Source organism: Streptomyces tubbatahanensis, from assembly GCF_022699385.1.
GTDB classification, from domain to species: domain Bacteria; phylum Actinomycetota; class Actinomycetes; order Streptomycetales; family Streptomycetaceae; genus Streptomyces; species Streptomyces diacarni.
In genome coordinates this window covers 4,883,383-4,906,497 of sequence record NZ_CP093846.1, presented here as the reverse complement: position 1 = coordinate 4,906,497, position 23,115 = coordinate 4,883,383, and the positions used below count along the sequence as shown (strand labels likewise).

Below are 23,115 nucleotides of genomic sequence, written 5' to 3'. Positions count from 1 at the left end.
GTCGCAGGCGCATGTAACCCTCTGCGGACGCGCCGCACAAGGGGTTGCGCGAGCGTCCGCCGTTGCCGGGAACCTTGACAACCGCATTGGTCTGGACCAGGTTGTACGGCGCACGGGCACCCCCACCGCTCCCCACCTCTTCACAGACCCCCCACTGGAGGCAGTTGTGGCACGTCCCAGACGCTTCACGTCGCTGCGCGCACTCGCCGCGCTGACCACCTCGGCGCTCGCCGCCGCCGGGCTGCTCGCCCTCGGCCCCGCCGCCGCGCACGCCGAGTCCCCCACCTCGGGTCCCGGCCCCCGCGTCGGCGCCTCGCAGGTCCCGGCGCACGCGGTCACCGGGTACTGGCAGAACTTCGACAACGGCGCGACCGTCCAGACCCTCGCCGAGGTGCAGGACGAGTACGACATCATCGCCGTGGCCTTCGCCGAGGCGACCACCACCGCGGGACAGGTCGACTTCACCCTCGACCCCGACCTCGGCTACTCCGAGGAGCAGTTCAAGGCCGACCTCGCCGCCAAGCAGGCCGAGGGCAAGTCCGTCGTCCTGTCCGTCGGCGGCGAGAAGGGCGCCGTCTCCGTCAGCGACGACGCCTCTGCCGACGCGTTCGCCGACAGCATCGTCTCGCTCATGGACGAGTACGGCTTCGACGGCGTCGACATCGACCTGGAGAACGGCCTCAACTCCACCTACATGACCAAGGCGCTGGAGGCGGTCCACGCCGCCAAGAGCGACGTGGTGGTCACCATGGCGCCGCAGACCATCGACATGCAGTCGCCGCAGAACGAGTACTTCAAGACGGCGCTCAACATCAAGAGCTTCCTGACCGTCGTCAACATGCAGTACTACAACAGCGGTTCCATGAACGGCTGCGACGGCAAGGTCTACTCCTCCGGCACCGTCGACTTCCTCACCTCACTGGCCTGTGTCCAGATCAAGGGCGGGCTCGACCCCTCGCAGGTCGGCATCGGCACGCCCGCCTCACCGCAGGCCGCGGGCTCGGGCTACGTGGAGCCCGGCGTGGTCAACGACGCCCTCGACTGCCTGGCCGAGGGCACGAGCTGCGGCAGCTTCACGCCCGACGAGAAGTGGCCCGGCATCCGCGGCGCCATGACCTGGTCGACGGCGTGGGACGCGGCGGCCGGCAACGCGTGGTCGTCCACGGTCGGCCCCCACGTGCACGGCATGTGACCGACGCACGTCGCGCACACGCCGACGCCCCCGGAGCCGGTCCGCCGGCCCCGGGGGCGTCCGTTGTGCGGGAGGCCCTACGACTGGGGCTGTGGCAGGTGGCAGCCGCGCGCGTCGAGGTCGAGCTGGTTGCCCCGGCCGAAGCAGGGGTTGATCAGGTACGTCTGCTGCCCGTACGCGTTGAGGTAGCGGATGACGACGTGGCCCTGTTCGTTCACCTCACACGGGTTGTTCAGGGTGCACATCTCCCCGTCCTCGTTGTGGGTGTTGTTGACGCCCACGACCTTGCCGGTGCGGTCGTCGATCACCGGGGATCCTGAGGTGCCGCCCTTGGTCTGGCACTCCATCGTGTAGCGGATGGAGTCCTTCCAGGTCCAGTCGGCCTCCTTGAGACGGTGGGCGAAACCGTCGACCGCGCAGCCGAACTTCTCCTTCCAGTAGCCGGACACCACGGTGATGTCGCGGCCCTTTCGCGGGTGCTTCGCGTCCAGCTTCAGCGCGTCGATGCCGTACTTCCGCTTGATCTCCTTGTACGTGCTGTCCGTCTCGTACAGGGAGATGTCGGTGTCCGTCATCGTCGCGTAGGCGATCTTGTCGGAGTGGACCTTTCCGGCGTCGCTGCCGTCCGCGTTCAGCAGGGTGAAGTCCCGGCTGGTGGGCTGGTCGACGATCACCTCGTCCGCGCCGGGCATGCCCTCCTCCAGACAGTGCCCGTTGGACAGGACGAGCGCCGGGTCGTCGGGCCGTGAGTGCTTGAGCTTCACCACGGAGCCCGAGCAGTTGCTCAGTGCGACGGTGCCCTCGAAGGAGGGCGGGGTGTCCTCGTGCGCTGCCGCGGCCGCCGGGGCCGTGGCTATGCCCGTGAGCGCGGCGGCGCCGAACAGCGCCGCCGCGAGCGTACTGACCAGGGGCTTCCTCATGTACTCCTCATTCTCCGAGTCGTATGTCGAGTCGTTCTCCGAGAGGAACAGACAGGACTGGTGCGGCCCCAAGGTCCGTACGCCCAGGTGCTCACGGCGTGTTCACGGCTTGGGGAGCGTGCAGCCCTCGGCGCCGAGGTCGATCTTGTTCCCTTCGCCCACGCACGGCGCGAGGAGGTAGGTCTGCTGGCCGTAGGCGGTCCCCTCGCGGACGGTGGTCTTGCCGCTCTCGTCCACCTCGCAGGGGTTGTTCATCGTGCACTCCTCGCCGCTCTCGTTCCGCGTGTTGTTGACGCCGACGACCTTGCCGCTGGCGTTGTCGATCACGGGTGAGCCCGAGGTGCCGCCCTTGGTGTCGCATTCGGCCGTGTAGCGGATCGAGTCCTTCATCGTCCAGCCCGCCTCCTTGAGGCGGTAGGCGAAGCCGTCGATCGCGCAGCCGTACGTCTCCTTCCAGTAGCCGGAGACGACGGTGATGTCGTTGCCCTGGGTGGGGTGCGAGGCCTCGACGTCGAGGGCCTTGACGCCGAACTCGTCCTCGATCTCCTGGTAGGTGGAGCCGACCTCGTAGAGCGAGACGTCGGTGTCCGTCATCGTCGCGTACGAGACCTTGGTGGCGTTGACGGTGCCCGCGTCGCTGCCGTCCGCCTTCAGGAGCGTGAAGGAGCGGTTGGAGGGCTGGTCGGTGATGACCTGGCCAGGCTCGGGCATGCCCTCTTCCAGACAGTGTCCGTTGGAGAGCACGAGCGCGGGGTCGCCCGGCTGCGAGGCCGGCATCTTGACCACGGAGCCCGAGCAGTTGCTCAGCGCGACGGTGCCCTCGAAGGAGGGTGCCGCCTTGGGGGCCGCAGCGGGGGCCTGCGCGGTGGCGGGGGTGGTGCTGCCGGCGGTGGGGGCGGCGGCAGCGGGTGCGGCGGTCACGCCGGTGAGGGCGACGGCGCCGAGGAACGTGGCGGCGAGAGAGCCGACGAGAGGTCTGTTCATGGTGGGGGGTCCTCTCCGGTACCGAAGGATCGTTCGGTCTGACGCCGTGCATTCTTGGGCCAGTTGGCCTCCCCCCACAAGAGCACCCCCGGAATCGGCAGAGCGGATTCCGGGGGTGCCCCGAGGAAGAGCGGGGAGGGAGCCGAGGGAGAGGGTGGTGCGCGGCTAGACGAAGATGCTCACCAGCGCGGCCACCACGAACCCGGCGACCGAGAGCACCGACTCCAGCACCGTCCAGGACTTGAGCGTGTCCCGCTCGGAGATGCCGAAGTACTTCGCCACCATCCAGAACCCGCCGTCGTTGACGTGCGAGGCGAAGATCGACCCGGCGGAGATCGCCATGATGACCAGCGCGAGGTGGGCCTGGGACGGGTCGCTCTGCGCCAGCAGCGGCGCCACGATCCCGGCGGTGGTGACGATGGCGACGGTCGCCGAGCCCTGCGCCACCCGCAGCACCAGCGAGATCAGGTACGCCAGCACGATCACCGGCAGTCCCGCGTCCCCGAACACGTCCGCGAGGGCCTGCGCGACACCGGACCCCTGGAGGACGGCGCCGAAGATGCCGCCCGCGCCGACGACCAGCAGGATGTTGCCGACCGGCTTGAGCGAGGCGGTGGAGACCGTCTCCAGCGACTTGCGGCTCCAGCCGCGGCGCAGCCCCAGCAGGTAGTAGGCCAGCAGCAGCGCCACCGTCAGCGCCACGAACGGGTGGCCGATGAACTCGATGACGGAGCGCCCCGTGGAGGGGTCGAGGGCGATGGAGGAGAACGTCGCGGCCAGGATCAGCACCAGCGGGGTGCCGATGATGGCGAAGACCGTGCCCACGGAGACCGGCTTCTCCTGGCCCCGCTCCCCCACGTCCCTGGCCACGGCACGCTTGGACTCCTCCACGGCCTCCAGCATGTCCTGCGGCACGTCGACGAAGACCCGGTTGCCGATCCACGCCGCGTACGCCCAGGCGGCGAGCACCGCGGGGATACCGCAGACGACGCCCATCAGGATGATCCAGCCCAGGTCCACGTTGAGCAGCCCCGCGGCCGCCACAGGGCCCGGGTGCGGGGGCAGGAACGCGTGTGTCATCGACAGGCCGGCCAGCATCGGCATGCAGTACAGCAGCACGGACTTGCCGCTGCGCTTGGCCGCCGCGTAGACGATGGGCGCCAGCACGAAGATGCCGACGTCGAAGAAGACGGGGATGCCGAAGATCAGACCCGTCAGCCCCATGGCCAGCGGGGCGCGCTTCTCCCCGAACAGGCCCAGCAGCCGCGTCGAAAGGGCCTCGGCGCCGCCGCTGACCTCCAGGATCGCGCCCAGCATGGTGCCGAGGCCGATGATGATGGCGACGTGCCCGAGGATGCCGCCCATGCCCGACTCGATCATCGAGACGGCGTCGGAGTTCTGGACGGTACCGAAGAGTTCGGTGACGGACAGGCCCGCCGCCAGACCCACCGCGATGGAAACGGTGAGCAGCGCGACGAACGGCTGGAGGCGGACCTTGATGATCAGTACGAGCAGCAGGATGATCCCGAGGGCCGCCACGGTGAGCAGGCCCCCGGTCCCGGGTATGAGCGCCAGCAGGCCGCCCGTGTGGGGCGGCGTCTTCTCGGCGGCGGCAAACAGCATGGGGGAACTCCGTTGTTCAGTGCTGAGATGAGGCCCCAACCCCGCCCTTTCACCGTTTCTCGGGGGGCTCCGCCCCCCGGACCCCCCGGTCCTCAATCGCCTGGGGGCACCTCCCGGCCGGAGGCTGGGGGAGGCTGAGGAATTCCGGGAAGGGGCGGGGTAGGGGAAGAAAGCCTCAGCCGAGGACGGCGAGGGTGTCGATCTCGACGAGGAGACCGGCGGGAAGGCCCACGTAGACGGTCGTACGGGCGGCCGGGGCCTCCTGGAGGGAGGCGAAGTACTCGTTGTAGATCTCGTTGAACTCCGCGAAGTGCGAGGTGTCCGTCAGGTACACCCGGATCATCACGGCGTCCTCCCACGTGGCGCCGCCCTCGGTGAGGATGGCCTCCACGTTGGCGAGGGTCTGGAGGGTCTGCTCGCGCAGGGTGGGCCCGACGGGCGTCGGCGCCTGCCCCTCGACGGCCGGGCCGAACCCGACCTGCCCGGCGACCTGCAGGACGTTGCCCTTGCGCACGCCGTGCGAGAACTTCGCAGGCGGCGTCGTGTGGGTGGCCGGGGTCAGTGCGGTCTTGGACAGCTTCTCGCTCATGGTGCGGCTCTCTTGTGTCGCGGATGGGGGTGTCTCCCGCCCGTGGGCTGCGGGAGGATCGGCTGCCCCACGTACTCGGCGCTGATGGCCTCGGCCGTACGCCGCACGCGGGGCAGCAGGGAGAGGAGTTCGTCCGCGGAGACGACGACGTTCGGCGCGGAGACCGACATGGCCGCCACCACGCGCCCCTCGGCGCCCCTGATGGGGGCTCCGACGCAGTTGATGGACTCCTCGTGGCCACCCAGGTCGGTGGCCCAGCCCTGTTCGCGCACCCGGGCCAGCTCCGCGAGGAACGCGGCGGCGTCGGGCGTCGAACGGGACGTGTAGCGGGGGTAGTCGAGCCGGTCGGCGACGGCGCGCCGCTCCGGCTCGGGCAGGTCGGCCAGCAGCAGTTTGGCCACGGCCGCGACGGTGATCGCCACAGGCTTGCCGATGCGCGAGTACATCCGCACCGGGTAGCGGCTCTCGACCTTGTCGATGTAGAGGACCTCGTCCTCCTCGTAGACCGCGAGGTGGACGGTGTGCCCGCAGGCGGCGTTGAGCTCGGCCAGGTGCGGGTGCGCGATCTCGCGGACGTCGAGGTTCTCCATCGCCTCCTGCGCGAGCGCGAACAGGCGTGCGCCCAGCCGGTAGCGCTGGTCCGGCTGCCGGTAGACGATGCCGTGCTCGTGCAGCGTCCGCAGCAGCCGCAGCGCCGTCGACTTGTGCACCTCGAGCCGGGAGGCGACCTGCTCCAGGTTGGCGGGGCCCTCGGCGAGCAGCGGCAGGATGCTCAGCGCCCGGTCCACGGTCTGACTCATGCGCCCACCTCCGCCTGCGTGCCGTCGGACTGTCCGCCGCCGGGCTGTCCCTCGCCGGGCGCTCCGTCGTCCGCGGTCTTGGGGCCGCGCGCGTCCGGCAGCGTCCGCGGCCGAGTCCCGGCGCTCCAGCCCGGGCCCAGCCGCAGCGCCTCCCAGGCGGCGTCGTCCAGGGCCACCAGCCGGTCGGCCTCCTCGCGGGCCGGCGGCGCGGCCAGGTCGCCCGCGGCGGTCAGCACAGCGGCCGCGCTCAGGTGCCCGTGCCGCAGCCGCTCCCGCACCGGGAGCCCGCGCAGCGTGCCGGCCAGGAAGCCGGCGGCGAAGGCGTCACCCGCGCCGACGGGCGAGACGACGTCCACGCGCAGGGCCGGCGCGAACACGCCGGCCGACTCCCCGACGAACGCGGTCGCCCCCACGCTGCCCTGCTTGACCACGAGTACGGCGGGTTCGGGCAGTGCCTCGCGCACGGCGTCGGGTCCGCCGGTCACGCCCCACGCGGCGGCGGCCTCGTCCTCGCCGACGAACACGATGTCGCTGTGCCGGGCGAGCTCGCCCAGCACCTGCCCGCCCGGCTCGGGCGCCGTCCGCCACAGGCCGACCCGGTAGTTGACGTCGAAGGAGACCAACGGGCCCGGCTCGCTGCCCGGGGCGGCGGCGGGGCGCGCGGAGGTGAGGGTCCGCAGCAGGGCCAGGCAGTCGGCGGACAGGGCCGCGGTGATGCCGGTCAGGTGCAGGATGTGGCCGGCCCGCGCGGCGTGCGGCGGCACGTTGGCCGGGGACATGGCGGAGGCCGCGGAGCCCGCGCGGTAGTAGACCACTTCGGAGAACGGCGCGGGCTCGGGCGAGGTGACGGGTTCGGTGCCGGAGGCGGATTCGCTGCCGGAGGCCGGTTCGGTCCCGGCCCCGGTGCCGGGTTCGGTGCCGGTGACGGGCTCGGTGCCGGTGCCGGGCTCGGTGCCGGTGACGGGCTCGGTGGCGGCGCCGGGCTCGGTGCCGGTGGCGCGTTCGCCGTCCGTGCGGAAGTAGACGCCGGTCGGCCGCTCGGGGTCGCGTGCGACGGCCGTGGTGTCCACCCCGTGCGCGGCGATCGTGCGGACCAGGTGGTCGCCGAAGCCGTCCGTGCCCACTCTGCTGACCCAGCGGGCACGGTGTCCGGCGCGGGCCAGCGCGCAGGCGACGTTGGACTCGGCCCCGCCGATCGTCCGCTCGAACGAGGGCACGTCGGCGAGCGGTCCTGGGCGCGAGGGCAGGAACGTGACCATGGACTCGCCCAGGCAGACGACGTCGGTCTCGGGGGTGGTGGTCACGGTGGGCCCGCTCCTCGTCTTGCGCCGGTTGCTCGGGTGACCGGTTCCATTGACCGGCCGTTCGGCGGGATGCTAGACAGCCATAAGCGTCATACGCAATGGACGTTGCAAAATATGCAACGACTTCCTTTCACGGTATCTCTCACGGAGTCCCGCATGGCAGCCCCCGGCCCCCGCCACACCGCAGTCGCCCACGCCGCCGCCCGGCTGGCGGCCGAGCCCGCCGACCACCGCTTCAAGGGCCTGCCTCCGGACGCGGCGGCCGCGGGTACCACGCTCGGGGAGCTGGCCGCCGAACGCCGCTCCCTGTTCACCGGCGGCTTCACCACCCCCGTGCTCGCGCTCTCGGCGGAGCGCCTGGACCACAACCTCGCCGCGCTCTCCGCCTACACGTCCCGGCACGGCCTCGCCTTCGCTCCGCACGGCAAGACCTCCATGGCCCCGCAGCTGTTCGCCCGCCAGATCGAGCAGGGCGCCTGGGGCATCACCCTGGCCGTGCCCCACCAGGTGCGGGTCGCGCGCGCGTTCGACGTGCCCCGGATTTTCCTCGCCAACGAGCTGGTGGACGCGTCGGCGCTGCGCTGGCTCGCCGCCGAACTCGACGGCGACCCGTCCTTCCGCTTCGTCTGCTACGTCGACTCCGTCCAGGGCGTCGCCCTCATGGACGAGGCACTGCGCGCGGCCGGGGCGCGGCGGCCCGTCGACGTCGTCGTGGAACTCGGCGCCGGAGCCGGGGCACGCACCGGCGTGCGTACCGAGGAGGAGTGCGCCGCCGTCGCCGACGCGGTCGCCGCCACCGCGACGCTGCGCCTGGTCGGCGTCGCCGGCTACGAGGGCGAGGTGCCGGGCGCCACCCTGGAGGCCGTAGGGGAGTGGCTGCGGCGGCTGATCGCCCTCGCCACCGCGTTCGACGAGGCCGGGCGCTTCGAGGGGCTGGACGAGATCGTGCTGAGCGCGGGCGGCAGCGCCTGGTTCGACGCCGTCGCCGAGGCCTTCGCCCAGGTGCCCGAGATGTCGGCGCCCGTGCTGAAGCTGCTGCGCTCCGGCGCCTACGTCTCCCACGACGACGGCCACTACCGCCACCTGACGCCCTTCAACCGGCACCCCGATGAGGGCGCCCTCCAGGCCGCTTTCACCCTGTGGACACAGGTCGTCTCCCGGCCGGAGCCCGGGCAGGCCTTCGTGAACGCGGGCAAGCGGGACGCCGCCCACGACCTGGAGCTGCCCGAGGCGCACGCGGTGCGCGGGCTCGACGGGACGCTGCGCTCGGCCAAGGGCATCTCCGTCACCTCGCTGAGCGACCAGCACGCCTGGCTGCGGGTCGAGGACGGGGTCGGTCTCGAGGTCGGTGAGTGGATCGGTTTCGGGATGTCGCACCCCTGCACGATCTTCGACAAGTGGCAGGTCATCCCGGTCGTCGACGCCGATGGCACGGTCACCGACCTGCTCCGCACCTTCTTCTGAAAGAGCCCCAGCCCCGCCCGCACCCGGAAAGGGACGGCACCACCCATGGACCTGGTCATCCGCGACGCCCGCGTCATCGACGGCACCGGCGCCCCCTCCTACCGAGCCGACGTCGGCATCGAAAACGGCCGCATCGCCCACATCGCCCGGGAGGGCGAGCCGCGCCCGAGCGGCACCCGCACCCTCGACGCCGAAGGCCAGTCACTGGCGCCGGGCTTCATCGACATGCACGCCCACTCCGACCTGGCGATCCTCCGCGACCCCGACCACTCGGCGAAGGCGGCCCAGGGCGTCACCCTCGAGGTGCTGGGCCAGGACGGCCTGTCGTACGCGCCGACGGACGACACGACGCTCGCCGCGATCCGCGAAGCCATCACCGGCTGGAACGGTGACGGCAGCGACATCGACTTCGACTGGCGCACCGTCGGCGGCTACCTCGACCGCATCGACCGGCAGGGCGTGGCCATCAACGCGGCGTACCTGATCCCGCAGGGCAGCGTGCGCATGCTGGCGACCGGGTGGGACGACCGTCCGGCCACCGCCGACGAGGTGGCCACGATGAAGCGGCTGGTCGCCGAGGGCATGGAACAGGGCGCCGTGGGCATGTCGTCGGGGCTGACGTACACGCCCGGCATGTACGCCTCGGACGCCGAGCTGACCGAACTGTGCCGCGTCGTCGCCCGGTACGACGGCTACTACTGCCCGCACCACCGCTCCTACGGCGCCGGCGCGCTGGAGGCGTACGCCGAGATGGTGGCGCTCACGCGCGAGGCGGGCTGCGCGCTGCACCTGGCGCACGCCACCATGAACTTCGGCGTCAACAAGGGCAAGGCGCCCGCACTGCTGGCGCTGCTGGACGCGGCGGTGGCGGACGGCGCCGACATCACGCTGGACACCTACCCCTACACCCCCGGCTGCACGACGCTCGCCGCGATGCTGCCGAGCTGGGCCAACGAGGGCGGCCCCGAGGCAACCCTGGCACGGCTGCGCGACCCGGCGACGACGGCCCGCATCCGGCACGTGATGGAGGTCGAGGGCGCCGACGGCTGCCACGGGGTGCCGATCGAGTGGGACCGCATCGAGATCTCCGGGGTGAGCAGCCCGGAGCTGACCGGCCATGTGGGCCGCACCGTCGCCGAGTCGGCGGCGGCGCGCGGCGAGGAGCCGTGGACGACGGCGCACCGGCTGCTGATCGAGGACCGGCTCGGCTCGACGATCCTCCAGCACGTCGGCCACGAGGAGAACGTCCGCGCGATCATGCGGCACCCGGTGCACACGGGCGGCAGCGACGGCATCCTCCAGGGCGCCAAGCCGCATCCGCGCGCCTACGGGACGTTCCCCCAGTACCTGGGCCGGTACGTACGCGAGCTGGGCATCCTCTCGCTGGAGGAGTGCGTCGCCCACCTCACGGGACGCGCCGCGGCCCGGCTGCGCCTGCCCGACCGGGGCACCGTCAAGGAGGGCAACGTGGCCGACCTGGTCGTCTTCGACCCGGACACGGTCGCGGCGACCTCCACGTTCGAGCAGCCCCGCTCCCTGCCGACCGGCATCCCGCACGTCCTGGTGGCGGGCCGCCCGGTCATCGAGGACGGACGCCGCACGGACGTCCTGGCCGGACGGGCGGTACGGCGGCAGGGGTGAGGATCAGCTCCGTACGGGACTCATGACTCCGCAGAGTCATGAGCACTTCGCCGTCGAAGATCTCGACCGTGTACCCCTCCGGCACAGCCCCGCGTGCGAGCAGGTCATCCATCACCGTCACGACGGCTCACCTCCTGCGGCCATTATGCGTGACCGATTGCCTGGCCACAGGCCCTACGCGTGCTGGTAGGCGACCAGGGAGATGCCCACGTAGTGGACGACGAAGGCGGCCAGCGTGAAGGAGTGGAAGACCTCGTGGAAGCCGAACCAGCGCGGTGAGGGGTTGGGGCGCTTGATGCCGTACACGAGGCCGCCTGCGCTGTAGAGGACACCGCCGACGATCACGCACACCAGGACGGCGATGCCGCCCGTGCGCATGAACTCGGGCAGGAAGAAGACCGCCGCCCAGCCCATGGCGATGTAGCAGGGCGTGTAGAGCCAGCGGGGGGCGCCGACCCAGAAGACGCGGAAGGCGATGCCGAGGGCCGCGGCGATCCAGATGCCCCACAGCAGCAGGTCGCGGCTGCCGTCGGGCAGCAGCAGGATGGTCAGCGGCGTGTAGGTGCCCGCGATGATCAGGAAGATGTTGGCGTGATCGAGGCGCCGGAGCACGGCGTTGACCCGGGGGCTCCAGTCGCCGCGGTGGTAGAGCGCGCTGATGCCGAAGAGCAGACACGCCGTCAACGTGTAGACGGCGCACGCGATCCGGCCGCGCATGCTGTCCCCGAGAGCGGTCAGGAACATGCCGGAGATCAGGACGGCGGGGAACATGCCCAGGTGCAGCCATCCACGCAGCTTCGGCTTGATGAGCTGTGCCGCTTGGTGCGCCGAGGCGGACAGCCTGCCGGCGGAAGCCGAGGCAGAGGAGGTGGCGGGCTCCGGGGTCGGGGGCGCGGAGTCTGTCATCGCGCCATCGTACCCACGACCTACGGGACCGTAGGTTGAAGGGCTCTTTACCGCTCATCGTACGGGCGCACAACAGGCGTGATGACCGTGGGTGTCGACGAACACACACCCTCCGTCTGGACAGACACCCCCGCGCGCCCGCATGATCAGATGAGCACAAGCGGCACCGGATGAGCGAGAAAGACCCACTGCCACGAATGCATCCGGGTCGCGGCCCCCAAGGGGCGCGCTTGACAGCAGAAAACCCTCAACCTGTCTGGAGCGATCGTGGCGCGCAGTACTGCGGCTCCCACCACCACAACCCTCTCCTCCCCCGCCGGGGAGGACGCCCCCACCCGCCACCAGGAGTTGCTCTCCTGGGTCGACGGGATCGCCGAACTGACCCAGCCGGAGCGCGTGGTCTGGTGCGACGGCTCCGAGGCCGAATACGACCGCCTGTGCGGGGAGCTGGTCGAGCGGGGAACCTTCCGGAAACTCGACCCGGTCAAACGCCCCAACTCCTACTACGCCGCCTCCGACCCGTCCGACGTCGCCCGGGTCGAGGACCGCACCTTCATCTGCTCCGAGCGCAAGGAGGACGCGGGTCCGACGAACCACTGGAAGAACCCCGCCGAGATGCGCGAGATCTTCACCGGGGAACAGGGCGTCTTCCGGGGCTCCATGCGCGGCAGGACCATGTACGTCGTGCCCTTCTGCATGGGCCCGCTCGGCTCCCCGCTCTCCGCACTCGGCGTGGAGATCACCGACTCCGCCTACGTGGCGGTCTCCATGCGCACCATGACGCGCATGGGACAGCAGGTCCTGGACGAACTCGGCGACGACGGCTTCTTCGTGAAGGCCGTGCACACCGTCGGCGCTCCGCTCGTCGCCGGCGAGTCGGACGTGCCCTGGCCCTGCAACCCGACCAAGTACATCTCCCACTTCCCCGAGGCCCGCGAGATCTGGTCCTACGGCTCCGGATACGGCGGCAACGCGCTGCTCGGCAAGAAGTGCTACGCGCTGCGCATCGCCTCCGTCATGGCCCGCGACGAGGGCTGGCTGGCCGAGCACATGCTGGTGCTGAAGCTGACCCCGCCGCGCGGGGAGGCCACGTATGTGGCGGCCGCGTTCCCCTCCGCCTGCGGCAAGACCAACCTGGCGATGCTCCAGCCGACGCTCCCGGGCTGGAGCGTGGAGACCATCGGCGACGACATCGCCTGGATGCGGTTCGGCGAGGACGGACGGCTGTACGCCATCAACCCGGAAGCCGGCTTCTTCGGCGTCGCACCCGGCACCGGCGAGGACACCAACGCCAACGCCATGAAGACGCTGTGGGGCAACGCGGTCTTCACCAACGTCGCGCTCACCGATGACGACGACGTGTGGTGGGAGGGCATGACCGACGAGAAGCCGGCCCACCTGACCGACTGGAAGGGCAACGACTGGACGCCGGACTCGGCGACGCCCGCCGCCCACCCCAACGCACGCTTCACCGTCCCCGCCGCGCAGTGCCCGATCATCGCCCCCGAGTGGGAGGACCCGCGCGGCGTGCCGATCTCCGCCATCCTCTTCGGCGGCCGGCGCGCGACGGCCGTACCGCTGGTGACCGAGTCCTTCGACTGGCAGCACGGCGTCTTCCTCGGCGCCAACGTGGCCAGCGAGAAGACCGCAGCCGCGGAGGGCAAGGTCGGCGAGCTGCGCCGCGACCCGTTCGCGATGCTGCCCTTCTGCGGCTACAACATGGGCGACTACTTCGCCCACTGGCTTCAGGTCGGCGAAGGGGCCGACCCGGCGAAGCTGCCGAAGATCTACTACGTCAACTGGTTCAAGAAGGACGAGAACGGTGCCTTCGTCTGGCCCGGTTTCGGTGAGAACACCCGCGTGCTCAAGTGGGTCGTCCAGCGGCTGAACGGGGAGGCCGAGGGGGTCGAGACCCCCGTCGGCATCGTCCCGCGGGGCACGGACCTCGACACCGAGGGGCTCGGGCTGTCCGCGGCCGAGCTGGACTTCGTCCTCGACGTCGACAAGGACGTCTGGCGCGACGAGGCCGCGCTCGTCCCCGACCACCTGAACACCTTCGGTGACCACACCCCGAAGGCTCTGTGGGACGAGTACCGCGCCCTGGTGCGGCGCCTGGGCTGAGCGCCGCCGCGCGTGGCCTGAGCCCACCGGGCCCGGGCCGCGCTCCGCGCGGAGTGCGTTACGCGGGCACCGCCTGCGTGGCGGTGTGGGCGGCGAGGCGCTCGGTCATCAAAGCGGTGACGGCCTCGTCGCCACGCGAGGAGGCCACCGCGAGGGCGGTGCCCGCGAGGGTGTGCGCCCGCGCATGGAGCGAGGCCACGTGCGCTGCGTCGTCCCGCGCGGCGGTCGGCTCAGCGCGCAGGGGCGCGCGGCCCGACAGGAGCCGTGCCGCGTGGGCGGCGAGCTCGTGCGCCGCGGTGTCCAGCGCGGCGGAGGGCGCCAGCACGCGCAGCTCGTCGGTAACGGTCAGCAGCGCGGTCAGGTGCCCGGCCAGCCGGATGTCGAGCTCTTCCTCGCGAGTGCGCCGGGGCAGCTCGGCATGGGCGTCCTCGGCCACGGTGTGGACCGACTTGGTGCGGATCGGTTCGTACATGGAGGGCCTCCTGGTGCGTTCAGGAAACCATCCTAACTTGGACTCCGTCTAAAGTTGTCCGGTGTTCACGGAACGGTCACGCAGCGCTCACGGCTGCCCGTATCCGTCCAGGAAGCGCCCGATGCGCGTCACCGCCTCGCGCAGCTCGTCGGCGGCCGGCAGGTTGACGATGCGGAAGTGGTCGGGCTCGGGCCAGTTGAAACCGGTGCCGTGCACGATCATGATCTGCTCCTGCCTGAGCAGGTCGATCACCATCTGCCGGTCGTCCTTGATCTTGTACACCTTCGGGTCGAGGCGCGGGAACGCGTAGATCGCGCCCTTGGGCCGCACGCAGGTGACCCCGGGAATCTGCGTGAGCATCTCGTACGCCGCGTCGCGCTGCTCCAGCAGCCGCCCGCCCGGCAGCACCAGGTCCTCGATCGACTGCCGCCCGCCCAGCGCGGCGGCCACCGCGTGCTGGGCCGGCATGTTGGCGCACAGCCGCATGTTGGCGAGGATCGTCAGCCCCTCGATGTAGCTGTCGGCGTGCGTCTTGGGCCCGCAGACCGCCAGCCAGCCGCTGCGGTAGCCGGCCACCCGGTAGGACTTCGAGAGGCCGTTGAACGTCAGCGTCAGCAGGTCGGGGGCGATCTTGGTGGTCGGGGTGTGCGTGACACCGTCGTAGAGGATCTTGTCGTAGATCTCGTCCGAGCACACGAGGAGGGAGTGGCGGCGCGCGATGTCGGTGAGGGAGCGCAGCATCTCCTCGTCGTAGACCGCACCCGTCGGGTTGTTCGGATTGATGATCACCAGCGCCTTGGTACGGTCGGTGATCTTGCTCTCCAGGTCCGCCAGGTCGGGCATCCAGTCGGACTGCTCGTCGCAGCGGTAGTGCACGGCCGTACCGCCCGCCAGCGAGACGGACGCCGTCCACAGCGGATAGTCGGGGGCCGGTACGAGCACCTCGTCACCGTCATCCAGCAGCGCCTGCATCGCCATCTGGATCAGCTCGGAGACGCCGTTGCCCAGATAGACGTCCTCGACGGACACCTCGATGCCCTGCTTCTGGTAGTGCTGCATCACCGCACGGCGTGCGGCCAGCAGCCCCTTCGCGTCGCCGTACCCGTGCGCCGTGCCCACGTTGCGGAGCATGTCTTCGAGGATCTCCGGGGGGCAGTCGAAACCGAACGCCGCCGGATTGCCGGTGTTGAGCTTGAGGATCTGGTTCCCCGCCGCCTCCAGCCGCTGCGCCTCCTCCAGGACCGGGCCCCGGATCTCGTAGCAGACGTTGGCGAGCTTCGTCGACTGGATGACCTGCATGGAGCCAGCCTAAGCGCGCCCCGCACACCTCGCCCCGTGTTTTCCCTCACCTCGGTGACAGCCCGCTCATGGCCGCACCAGCAGGTCATGGCCGACAATGAGGGTCATGGCCCCCGCACGCACCGCATCCGCCGACGACACCGCCGCCGCCGGCGCGGACCTCCCCCCAGCGAAACCGGGTCTGCGCGAGCGGAAGAAGATCCAGACCCGCCAGGCCATCCGCACGGCCGCCTACCACCTCTTCGCGGAACAGGGCTACGACGCCACACCCGTCGACCAGATCGCCGACGAGGCGGAGGTCTCCCCCAGCACCGTCTTCCGCTACTTCCCCACCAAGGAAGACATCGTGCTGACCGACGAGTACGACGCGCTCGTCGAGGACGCCCTGCGCGAGCGGCCCACCGGCGAGCCACCGGTAGCGGCGCTGCGCGAGGCGCTGTACGCCTCGCTGGCCCGCGTCTACCGGTCGGACGCCACCGAGACGTTCCAGCGCGTGCGCCTCATCCGCGAGGTCCCCGCCCTGCGCGGCCGCCTCAGCGAGCACTCGGCCGACACGGCGTGGCTGCTGCGCAGGGCGCTGGCCGAGCGCACCGGACGCGCCGAGGACGACCTGGAGCTGCGGATCGTCACCGGCGCCATGCTGGGGGCCCTGATGGAGGCCCTGTACTCCTGGGTCGACTCCGGCCAGGAACCGGGCCCGGCAGGCAGCCTGGAGGACCTGCGCGCCCTGGTGACCCGCGCGCTGGGCGTCCTGGAACGCGGCCTGACGCTGTAGCCCCCTCCGGAGGGGACGGCTAGGGATGGAGGGGCGCCGGGATCACTCGTTCAGGGCGGTTTCCAGGGCGTCGGGGTCGGTCACCGGGGCCGCGCACACGAAGCCGCGGCACACGTACGCGGCGGCACGCCCGTCGACGAGGCCGCGCCCTTCGAGCAGGGGCACGGACGACTCCCCCGACGCGTCCCCCACCGCGACCACCGCGCCCGGCGCGGTCGACAGCAGCGCGGCACGGTGGAGCGCGGGCGACTCCCCGACCACCGCCACCTCCCGGGGCCCGTCCAGCAGCGCCTCTCCCACCGCGAGGCCCCAGCCGAGGAACCGCGGCACCCGGGAGGCCAGCTCACGCACGACACCGAGCGCCCGCTCGGCGGCCTCCCGGTAGCGGGAGTCACCGGTGTAGGCCGCGTAGGTGAGCAGCGCGCCGGCCGCCGCGTTCCAGCCGGAGGGCACCGCGTTGTCCGTGGGGTCCTGGGGCCGCCGGATGAGCTGCTCGGCGTCGTCTGCGGTGTCGTACAGCGTGCCGTCGTCCGCGGCGAAGTGCTCCAGCACCGTGTCGAGCAGCAGGCCCGCACGCCGCAGCCACTCCGTCTCGCCGGTGACCGCGTACAGCGCGAGATAGCCCTCGGCGACGTCGGCGTGGTCCTCCAGCACCCCCGCGCTGGTGCCGGGCACGCCCTCGCGCGAGGTGCGGACCAGGCGGCGCCCCTCGTCGACGGTGTGCACGTCGGCGAGCAGCCGGGCCGCCGCACGCGCCGCGTCCACCAGGTCGGGCCGCTCGAAGTAGGCGCCGGTCTCGGCGAGCGCGGCGACGGCCAGCCCGTTCCAGGCGCTGACGACCTTCTCGTCGCGCGCGGGACGGGGCCGCGCCGAGCGCGCCTCGAACAGGGCGCGCCGTACGGACTCCACGCGCGCCTCGTCGGCGGACGGCCCGTCCCCCTCGCGCAGTTGCAGCACCGAGGCACCGCCCTCGAACGTGCCCTCGTCCGTGACGCGGAAGCGGGCCGCCGCCAGCGCGGCGTCCTCCTCACCGAGCACCTCGGCGAGTTGCGCGGGCGTCCACACGTAGTAGGCACCCTCGGCGTGGCCGCCGTGCCCGTCGTCGCTGTCGGCGTCCAGCGCGGACGCGAACCCGCCCTCCGCGGTGCGCAGCTCCCGCACGAGGAACTCGGCGGTCTCCAGCGCGACACGGCGGGCCAGTTCCGACCCCGTGGCGCGCCACAGGTGGGCGTAGACGCGGCACAGCAGCGCGTTGTCGTAGAGCATCTTCTCGAAGTGCGGCACGACCCACTCCGCGTCCACGGAGTAGCGGGCGAAGCCGCCGCCGAGCTGGTCGTAGATCCCACCGCGGGCCATCGCCTCACAGGTGGCCTCGACCATCTGGAGCGCGCCCTCGGAGCCGGTACGGGCGTGGTGCCGCAGCAGGAACTCCAGCACCATCGACGGCGGGAACTTCGGTGCGCCCCCGAAGCCTCCCCTGCTCGCGTCGAAGTCCTTCGTCAGCCCGAGCAGCGCGGCCCCCATCTCCTCGGCGCCCGGCACCTGCGGCGCGGCGAGACCGAGAGTGCGGCCCGCGAGGTCCGCGCTGATGCGGGAGGCCACGTCGGCGACCTCCGCGCGCCGGTCCTCCCACGCGGTGCGCACCCCTTCCAGCACCTGCGGGAAGGAGGGCATGCCGTGCCGCGGGGCCGGCGGGAAGTAGGTACCGAAGTAGAAGGGCTCGGCATCCGGCGTCAGGAACACCGTCATCGGCCAGCCGCCCTGCCCGGTGGCCGCCTGCACGGCCTCCATGTAGACGGCGTCCACGTCGGGGCGCTCCTCGCGGTCCACCTTCACGGACACGAAGTGCGCGTTCATCACCCGCGCCGTCGCCTCGTCCTCGAAGCTCTCGCGCGCCATCACGTGGCACCAGTGGCACGCCGCGTACCCGACGCTCAGCAGCACGGGCACATCGCGCCGCCGCGCCTCCTCGAACGCCTCCGGCGTCCAGGGCCACCAGTCGACGGGATTGTCGGCGTGCTGAAGCAGATAAGGCGAGGTCACACCAGCCAGCCTGTTCATCGCTCCAGCCTCTCACAGCGCCCGCCCCGCGACCGGGCCCCGCATGGACCCGCTGCCGCGCTCGCCCTGCTCAGCGCCCGGCCGAGTCCCGGGGCCACCGCCGAACGTCCCGCCGCTCTCCTGTGTCGGGCACTCCGGCACGACCGGACATGAGGCTGAGCTCAGCGGTGCTCGAACTGGCACGGCTCCTCGCAGGAGGTACACCATGGCCGCCGGGATGGTGGCGCCGGGTGGATGCGCACGCCCATCAGCGCGGAACAGTACGACTCCTGGTCCGAGGAGCAGTGCGCCGGCATCGAGATCGTGGACGGGGTGGTCGTCGTGAGCCCGAGCGCGTCCAAGCGGCGCAACCGGATCGTGTAGGTGGACCAGTACGCCAAGGCCGGCCTCCCCTTCTACTGGCGCATCGAGCAGGCCGCCACCGGCATCCCGATCACCTACACCTACGTCCTCGACCCCGCCACCAAGGCAGACGGGGAGGGCGAGATGTTCACCGGCACGGTGGAAGCGACCGCGCCCTTTCCCGTCACCGCTGATCCGACAGTCATCTGACAGCGCTGCGAGGCGGTCAGGTCTGGGAGGCCCTGGCGCCTCCCGTGGACTCCCAGCCGGCGACCGCCAGTGCGCGGTAGGCGGCGTACGTGGCGGCCGGGTCGCCCTCGTCGACCCAGGGGACGGCGCCCACGTGGCCGTCGACGGCGGCGAGGGCCTCCATGGCCTCGCCGTACCGCTCGGCGCGGACGAGGAACCACACCAGGAGGTGCAGCACGTGGGGGCGCACCGGGTGGTCGTCGTCGACCTGGTCGACGGCGTACTCGGCGGCCTCGATGGCGTGGCTGATCTCCTCGCTCTCGTACAGGCCGCGGACCATGTTGACCTCGGGCAGGTGGTCGTAGGCCGCGAACAGCGGCAGGGCGGCCAGGAGGGAGCCCTCGGGGGCGTGGGCGGCCGCCGCGCGGGCGAAGCCGTCGGCCTGCTCCTTGGAGCCCATCGACTTCGCCGACCAGTACGGCAGCGCCGCCAGGTGGGCGCCCATGTGGTCGGGGGCGAGGCGGCGCACGGTGTCCCACAGGGACGCGAAATCGGCCTCGCGGTAGTTGAGCCGGCGGGCGATGTGCAGTTCGGTGAGGTGGGGTGTGGGGTCGGCGGGGGCGAGTTTGGCCGCGTCCTGAGCGACGTTGCGCGCCTCCTCCAGGATGATGCGGTGGTCGGCGGAGCCGGGCTCGGCCAGCGCCTGGAAGACGAGGAACTGCGCGTACACCTGCGCACCGCCGTGGTCGTTCGGCTGCTGTGCGCGCCACTGCCGCAGCCACCTCGCGTCCTGCTGGACCGCGGCCCGCTCCTTGCTGAAGGACACCACGTCGGCGGGTCCTTCCGCGCCGGCGTCCCGCGCCTGCTCCCGCGCGCGTGCCAGCTCCATGGCCGCCGCGCCCGCGAGGGACTGCACCCGCTGCCAGCGCAGTTCGTACTCGTCGCCCGTCAGTGCCAGCATCCGCGCCACCGGCTCCCAGTCCTGCGTCCGCTGGGCCTCCTCCAGCGCCTCGACGAGTTCCCTGTCGGGGCCGGGCAGCCGTACGTCCAGCTGCTCGGCGGGGACGAAGCCGTATCCGGCGCCCGGGTCGAGCGCCTGGACCAGCCCCTGCCTGCCCTCCTGCCGCAGCCGTCGGCGGCGCATCGCGGGATAGGCCACCACACCGAAGAGGGCGGCGAGTGCGATCAGCAGGAACAGGGCTTCCATGGCGGCGGGTCTCCACGGGGTGACGGGGCGGCGGCGGGTCGGCGGCGGGCTGGGCGGTGCTGAGGGGTGGGCTCTGGTGAGCACGCCCCCACTCCACCGTACGGCCCACTAGTCTCGCCCCCATGAGTGAGCAGCGTGACAACCGCACCAGCGGCGGGGACCGGACGACCTCGGCGCCCCCTCCGCACGGCTTCGAGACCCTCGCCATCCACGCGGGCCAGACCGCCGATCCGGCCACGGGGGCCGTCGTCCCGCCCATCCACCAGGTCTCCACCTACAAGCAGGACGGTGTCGGCGGGCTGCGCGGCGGCTACGAGTACAGCCGGTCCGCCAACCCCACCCGCACCGCGCTGGAGGAGAACCTCGCCGCGCTGGAGGGCGGCAGGCGGGGCCTGGCCTTCGCCTCCGGGCTCGCGGCGGAGGACTGCCTGCTGCGCACCGTGCTCACGCCCGGTGACCACGTGGTGATCCCGAACGACGCGTACGGCGGCACCTTCCGGCTGTTCGCGCGGGTCGCCGAGCGGTGGGGCGTCCAGTGGTCGGTCGCCGAATCCTCCGACCCGGCCGCCGTACGGGCCGCGCTGCGCGAGCGCACCAAGGCCGTCTGGGTGGAGACCCCCTCGAATCCGCTGCTGGGCGTCACCGACATCGCGGCCGTCGCCGAGGTCGCCGGCGCGGCGGGCGCGCGGCTGGTGGTGGACAACACCTTCGCCAGCCCCTACCTGCAGCAGCCCCTCGCGCTCGGCGCCGACGTCGTCGTGCACTCGACGACCAAGTACATGGGCGGGCACTCCGACGTGGTCGGCGGGGCCCTCGTCGTCGCCGACCCCGCGCTCGGTGACGAGCTGGCCTTCCACCAGAACGCGATGGGGGCGATCGCGGGACCGTTCGACTCCTGGCTGGTGATGCGCGGCATCAAGACGCTGGGGGTGCGCATGGACCGGCACGGGGAGAACGCGGCCCGCCTCGTGCAGCTTCTGACGGCGCACCCGAAGGTGACCGAGGTCTTCTACCCGGGGCTGCCCTCGCACCCGGGGCACGAGATCGCGGCGAAGCAGATGCGGGGCTTCGGCGGCATGGTGTCCTTCCGCGTGGCGGGCGGCGAGGAGGCCGCCGTGCGGGTGTGCGACCGGGCCCGCCTGTTCACCCTGGGTGAGTCCCTCGGCGGTGTCGAGTCGCTGATCGAGCACCCGGGCCGGATGACCCACGCCTCGGCCGCGGGCTCGGCCCTGGAGGTGCCCGCCGACCTGGTGCGGCTGTCGGTCGGCATCGAGTCCGCCGACGACCTGCTGGCCGACCTGACCCAGGCCCTGGGCTGAGCGACCGGGCACCTCGCCCTCCCCGTCCCTCCCGAGTGGAGAGACGGGCCTCGCTTCTTCCCGCCCCTCCCGTGCGGAGAAACCTGGGCGGAGGGACCCCCGCCCGGAGGGACCCCACACGGAGGAACCCCGCACGGAGGGACGCCGCACGGAGGAACCCCGCCCGGAGGACCCCCGCACGGAGGAACCCCGCACGGAGGGACGGGAAGGTGTCACCACCCCGCGGTGGGAGACGTCGTCTTCGGGGGCGTCGCCGTCCAGGGGTCGAGGGCGAGGGCCCACACCAGCAGGGCGGCCAGCCCGACCAGGGCCCCGGCCCACAGCGCCGTCCGCAGGGCCCGCCGCCGCCCCAGCAACCGCTCCCCCTCCTCGCGCGCCCGCTCGGCGAGGTCGGGGGGCACGGTTTCCGCGGCGCGCTGCTCCAGCAGCCGCCGCACCTCCGTTTCCCTGCGGTCAGGCAGGCTCATGCGCCGCTCCGGTGAGCCGGTGGCCGGCTGAGCACCGCAGCCAGGGCCCGCGTGTGCAGTGTGCGTATCCGCTCGACGGGGAGTCCGAGCCCGGCGGCGACCTGTTCCTCGGCGACGCCCTCGTACAGCCGCAGCACCAGGACGAGCCGTTCCGAGGGGGTGAGCGCCCCCAACAGGCCGCCGCGGGAGCGGCGGTGGCGCAGGCCGGTGCGGGCGAAGTGCGCGGCCAGCTCCTGACGTGTGCGTTCGTAGGGGTCCTCGCCGCGCATCCGGTACCAGTCGGCGCGGGTGCGGGCCAGCGCCCGCACGAGCAGCCGCTCAGCCGCGGGCGCGCTGCCGGGGGGTTCGGCGGTCAGCAGGGTGGCGGCATGCAGAAGCCGGCCGCCCGCCCCCGCGACGAACGCCTCGAACTCGCGCGCGCTCAGGCGCTCCGTCTGTGCCTGACGCTCTCGCACGCCGCCTCCCGCGCGCGTTCCGCGCGACGCTCCCCCGGCCTCTTGTGCCGCTATAGGACGGCAGGCGGACAGATCAAATCAAGAGGCGCGTCGTCAGCTTCACCGGAGCGCGGCGCGCGGGTCCGCTCCGGTGCCCGTGCCGCCGGGTGCAACCGGCGGGGCCGGAACGGGCCGGTGGCGCCACCGCGGGCGTCCCCGCGCGCGTCCCGTGGGCGTCCCGTGGGCGCTCAGGCGCCGGACCTGGGTGGCTGGCCGAGGCCGCCGGGGTGCAGGTCGAGCATCGCCCCGTTGAAACGGGTGAGCAGCTCGCAGAAGGTGCCGCGTTCCTCTTCCGTCCACTCCTGCGTGATGAGCTGCATCAGGTTGCGCCGCGAGGAGCGGACCTCTTCGAGCCTGGCCTCACCGCGCGGGGAGAGCTGGAGCACCACCGCACGGCCGTCCTCCGGGTGGGAGGTCCGCTTGACCAGTCCGGACTCGACGAGGGGTGCGACCTGCCGGGTCACGGTGGAGGAGTCGATCCCCATGCCGGCGGCGAGCGCCTTGACGCCCATGGGGCCCTCCTGGTCGAGCCGGTTGAGCAGGAGGTAGGCGGCACGGTCCATGGAGTTGCGGGCCTGTCCGAGCCCGCCGAGCCGGGTCTGTTCCGCGCGGCGTGCGTACACCGCCAGCTGGTGCTGCATCGCGTCCAGCACGGCTGTGGAGGAGGGGGCACCGCTGTCGGCAGGCACCGCGGGTTCGTCCTGGAGTGGTCCCGTGGTGTCTGAGGTGTCTGTCGTCATGTCCGGGTGCGTGGGCATGGCACGTGCGCTCACTTCGTCAGTCTGCGGGAGTTTTTGAGGAGATTTGACGGTTCAGGGGTGGTTTGTTGGTCGGGATGACCTGAGCATGTGCCGACAGAGTACGCGGGAGTGGCCCGGGGCGTACCTCCACTGCACGAACCAGTGACGCGGACCACCCCGGGCGACGGCACTCCGGCCGTACCGGC

20 protein-coding genes and 1 pseudogene are annotated in these 23,115 nt (G+C 71.9%); 7 read left to right on the top strand and 14 right to left on the bottom strand.

The features are described 5' to 3' along the window. The first annotated feature begins 166 nt into the window (after positions 1–166). Positions 167–1,192, top strand: a complete 1,026-nt coding sequence (locus tag MMF93_RS21175; RefSeq protein ID WP_242753884.1) for a chitinase — start codon at positions 167–169, stop codon at positions 1,190–1,192. 77 nt (positions 1,193–1,269) lie between these two features. Here the strand turns inward: MMF93_RS21175 and MMF93_RS21170 are convergent, their stop codons facing one another. The 6 genes from MMF93_RS21170 to MMF93_RS21145 all read right to left on the bottom strand — a co-directional run bounded on the left by MMF93_RS21170 (position 1,270) and on the right by MMF93_RS21145 (position 7,367). Next, the gene (locus tag MMF93_RS21170; RefSeq protein WP_242753882.1) at positions 1,270–2,112 is read right to left on the bottom strand and encodes a S1 family peptidase; all 843 of its coding nucleotides are present in this window, start codon (positions 2,110–2,112) and stop codon (positions 1,270–1,272) included. Between the two features lie 102 nt (positions 2,113–2,214). Beyond that, the gene (locus MMF93_RS21165; RefSeq protein WP_242753879.1) at positions 2,215–3,096 is read right to left on the bottom strand and encodes a S1 family peptidase; all 882 of its coding nucleotides are present in this window, start codon (positions 3,094–3,096) and stop codon (positions 2,215–2,217) included. 165 nt (positions 3,097–3,261) lie between these two features. Beyond that, positions 3,262–4,719 carry a GntP family permease gene (locus tag MMF93_RS21160; RefSeq protein ID WP_242753877.1) on the bottom strand — a complete coding sequence of 486 codons (1,458 nt, stop codon included), beginning with the start codon at positions 4,717–4,719 and terminating at the stop codon, positions 3,262–3,264. A 175-nt stretch (positions 4,720–4,894) separates the two neighbouring features. Further along, on the bottom strand, positions 4,895–5,308 hold the full coding sequence (locus tag MMF93_RS21155) for a RidA family protein (RefSeq protein WP_242753874.1): 414 nt from the start codon (positions 5,306–5,308) through the stop codon (positions 4,895–4,897). Continuing rightward, the gene (locus tag MMF93_RS21150; RefSeq protein WP_242753872.1) at positions 5,305–6,108 is read right to left on the bottom strand and encodes an IclR family transcriptional regulator; all 804 of its coding nucleotides are present in this window, start codon (positions 6,106–6,108) and stop codon (positions 5,305–5,307) included. The genes MMF93_RS21155 and MMF93_RS21150 overlap by 4 nt, the downstream gene beginning before the upstream one ends. Continuing rightward, on the bottom strand, positions 6,105–7,367 hold the full coding sequence (locus tag MMF93_RS21145; protein ID WP_242757687.1) for a sugar kinase: 1,263 nt from the start codon (positions 7,365–7,367) through the stop codon (positions 6,105–6,107). The genes MMF93_RS21150 and MMF93_RS21145 overlap by 4 nt, the downstream gene beginning before the upstream one ends. A gap of 201 nt (positions 7,368–7,568) precedes the next feature. Between MMF93_RS21145 and MMF93_RS21140 the strand changes: the two genes are divergently transcribed. Together MMF93_RS21140 and MMF93_RS21135 are read left to right on the top strand one after the other, a co-directional pair. Beyond that, positions 7,569–8,876, top strand: coding sequence for an alanine racemase (locus MMF93_RS21140; protein ID WP_242753869.1), 1,308 nt, complete (start codon positions 7,569–7,571; stop codon positions 8,874–8,876). A 45-nt stretch (positions 8,877–8,921) separates the two neighbouring features. Continuing rightward, a complete protein-coding gene (locus MMF93_RS21135; protein ID WP_242753867.1) occupies positions 8,922–10,517 on the top strand; it encodes an N-acyl-D-amino-acid deacylase family protein in 1,596 nt (531 codons plus the stop codon). Positions 10,518–10,691: 174 nt separating this feature from the next. On the opposite strand, the gene trhA is transcribed toward MMF93_RS21135, so the two are convergent. Beyond that, entirely contained in the window at positions 10,692–11,423 is a 732-nt protein-coding gene (trhA, locus tag MMF93_RS21130; RefSeq protein ID WP_242753864.1) for a PAQR family membrane homeostasis protein TrhA, read from the bottom strand. A 267-nt stretch (positions 11,424–11,690) separates the two neighbouring features. On the opposite strand from trhA, the gene MMF93_RS21125 reads away from it, so the two are divergent. Next, a complete protein-coding gene (locus MMF93_RS21125; RefSeq protein ID WP_242753862.1) occupies positions 11,691–13,544 on the top strand; it encodes a phosphoenolpyruvate carboxykinase (GTP) in 1,854 nt (617 codons plus the stop codon). Positions 13,545–13,602: 58 nt separating this feature from the next. On the opposite strand, the gene MMF93_RS21120 is transcribed toward MMF93_RS21125, so the two are convergent. After that, positions 13,603–14,016 (bottom strand): SCO4983 family protein, encoded by a 414-nt coding sequence (locus MMF93_RS21120; RefSeq protein ID WP_242753859.1) that lies wholly within the window; start codon positions 14,014–14,016, stop codon positions 13,603–13,605. 87 nt (positions 14,017–14,103) lie between these two features. Continuing rightward, positions 14,104–15,315 (bottom strand): pyridoxal phosphate-dependent aminotransferase, encoded by a 1,212-nt coding sequence (locus MMF93_RS21115; RefSeq protein ID WP_242753857.1) that lies wholly within the window; start codon positions 15,313–15,315, stop codon positions 14,104–14,106. Positions 15,316–15,421: 106 nt separating this feature from the next. Between MMF93_RS21115 and MMF93_RS21110 the strand changes: the two genes are divergently transcribed. Beyond that, on the top strand, positions 15,422–16,090 hold the full coding sequence (locus MMF93_RS21110; RefSeq protein ID WP_242753854.1) for a TetR/AcrR family transcriptional regulator: 669 nt from the start codon (positions 15,422–15,424) through the stop codon (positions 16,088–16,090). 42 nt (positions 16,091–16,132) lie between these two features. Here the strand turns inward: MMF93_RS21110 and MMF93_RS21105 are convergent, their stop codons facing one another. Next, positions 16,133–18,151, bottom strand: coding sequence for a thioredoxin domain-containing protein (locus MMF93_RS21105; RefSeq protein WP_242753852.1), 2,019 nt, complete (start codon positions 18,149–18,151; stop codon positions 16,133–16,135). 205 nt (positions 18,152–18,356) lie between these two features. Between MMF93_RS21105 and MMF93_RS21100 the strand changes: the two are divergent. Next, positions 18,357–18,703: pseudogene (locus tag MMF93_RS21100) on the top strand (hypothetical protein). A gap of 16 nt (positions 18,704–18,719) precedes the next feature. On the opposite strand, the gene MMF93_RS21095 reads toward MMF93_RS21100, so the two are convergent. Beyond that, complete coding sequence (locus tag MMF93_RS21095) at positions 18,720–19,889, bottom strand: tetratricopeptide repeat protein (RefSeq protein WP_242753849.1); 1,170 nt, start codon at positions 19,887–19,889, stop codon at positions 18,720–18,722. Positions 19,890–20,011: 122 nt separating this feature from the next. Between MMF93_RS21095 and MMF93_RS21090 the strand changes: the two genes are divergently transcribed. Then, positions 20,012–21,208, top strand: a complete 1,197-nt coding sequence (locus MMF93_RS21090) for a cystathionine gamma-synthase (RefSeq protein ID WP_242753846.1) — start codon at positions 20,012–20,014, stop codon at positions 21,206–21,208. 212 nt (positions 21,209–21,420) lie between these two features. Here MMF93_RS21090 and MMF93_RS21085 read toward each other — a convergent pair whose 3' ends face one another. From MMF93_RS21085 to MMF93_RS21075, 3 genes are all read right to left on the bottom strand, one after another. Then, positions 21,421–21,675 (bottom strand): hypothetical protein, encoded by a 255-nt coding sequence (locus MMF93_RS21085; RefSeq protein WP_242753843.1) that lies wholly within the window; start codon positions 21,673–21,675, stop codon positions 21,421–21,423. Then, positions 21,672–22,130, bottom strand: a complete 459-nt coding sequence (locus MMF93_RS21080; protein WP_242753840.1) for a sigma factor-like helix-turn-helix DNA-binding protein — start codon at positions 22,128–22,130, stop codon at positions 21,672–21,674. Before MMF93_RS21080 ends, MMF93_RS21085 begins: the two co-directional genes overlap by 4 nt. A gap of 227 nt (positions 22,131–22,357) precedes the next feature. Then, on the bottom strand, positions 22,358–22,927 hold the full coding sequence (locus tag MMF93_RS21075) for a MarR family winged helix-turn-helix transcriptional regulator (RefSeq protein WP_423835630.1): 570 nt from the start codon (positions 22,925–22,927) through the stop codon (positions 22,358–22,360). Positions 22,928–23,115: the final 188 nt, after the last annotated feature.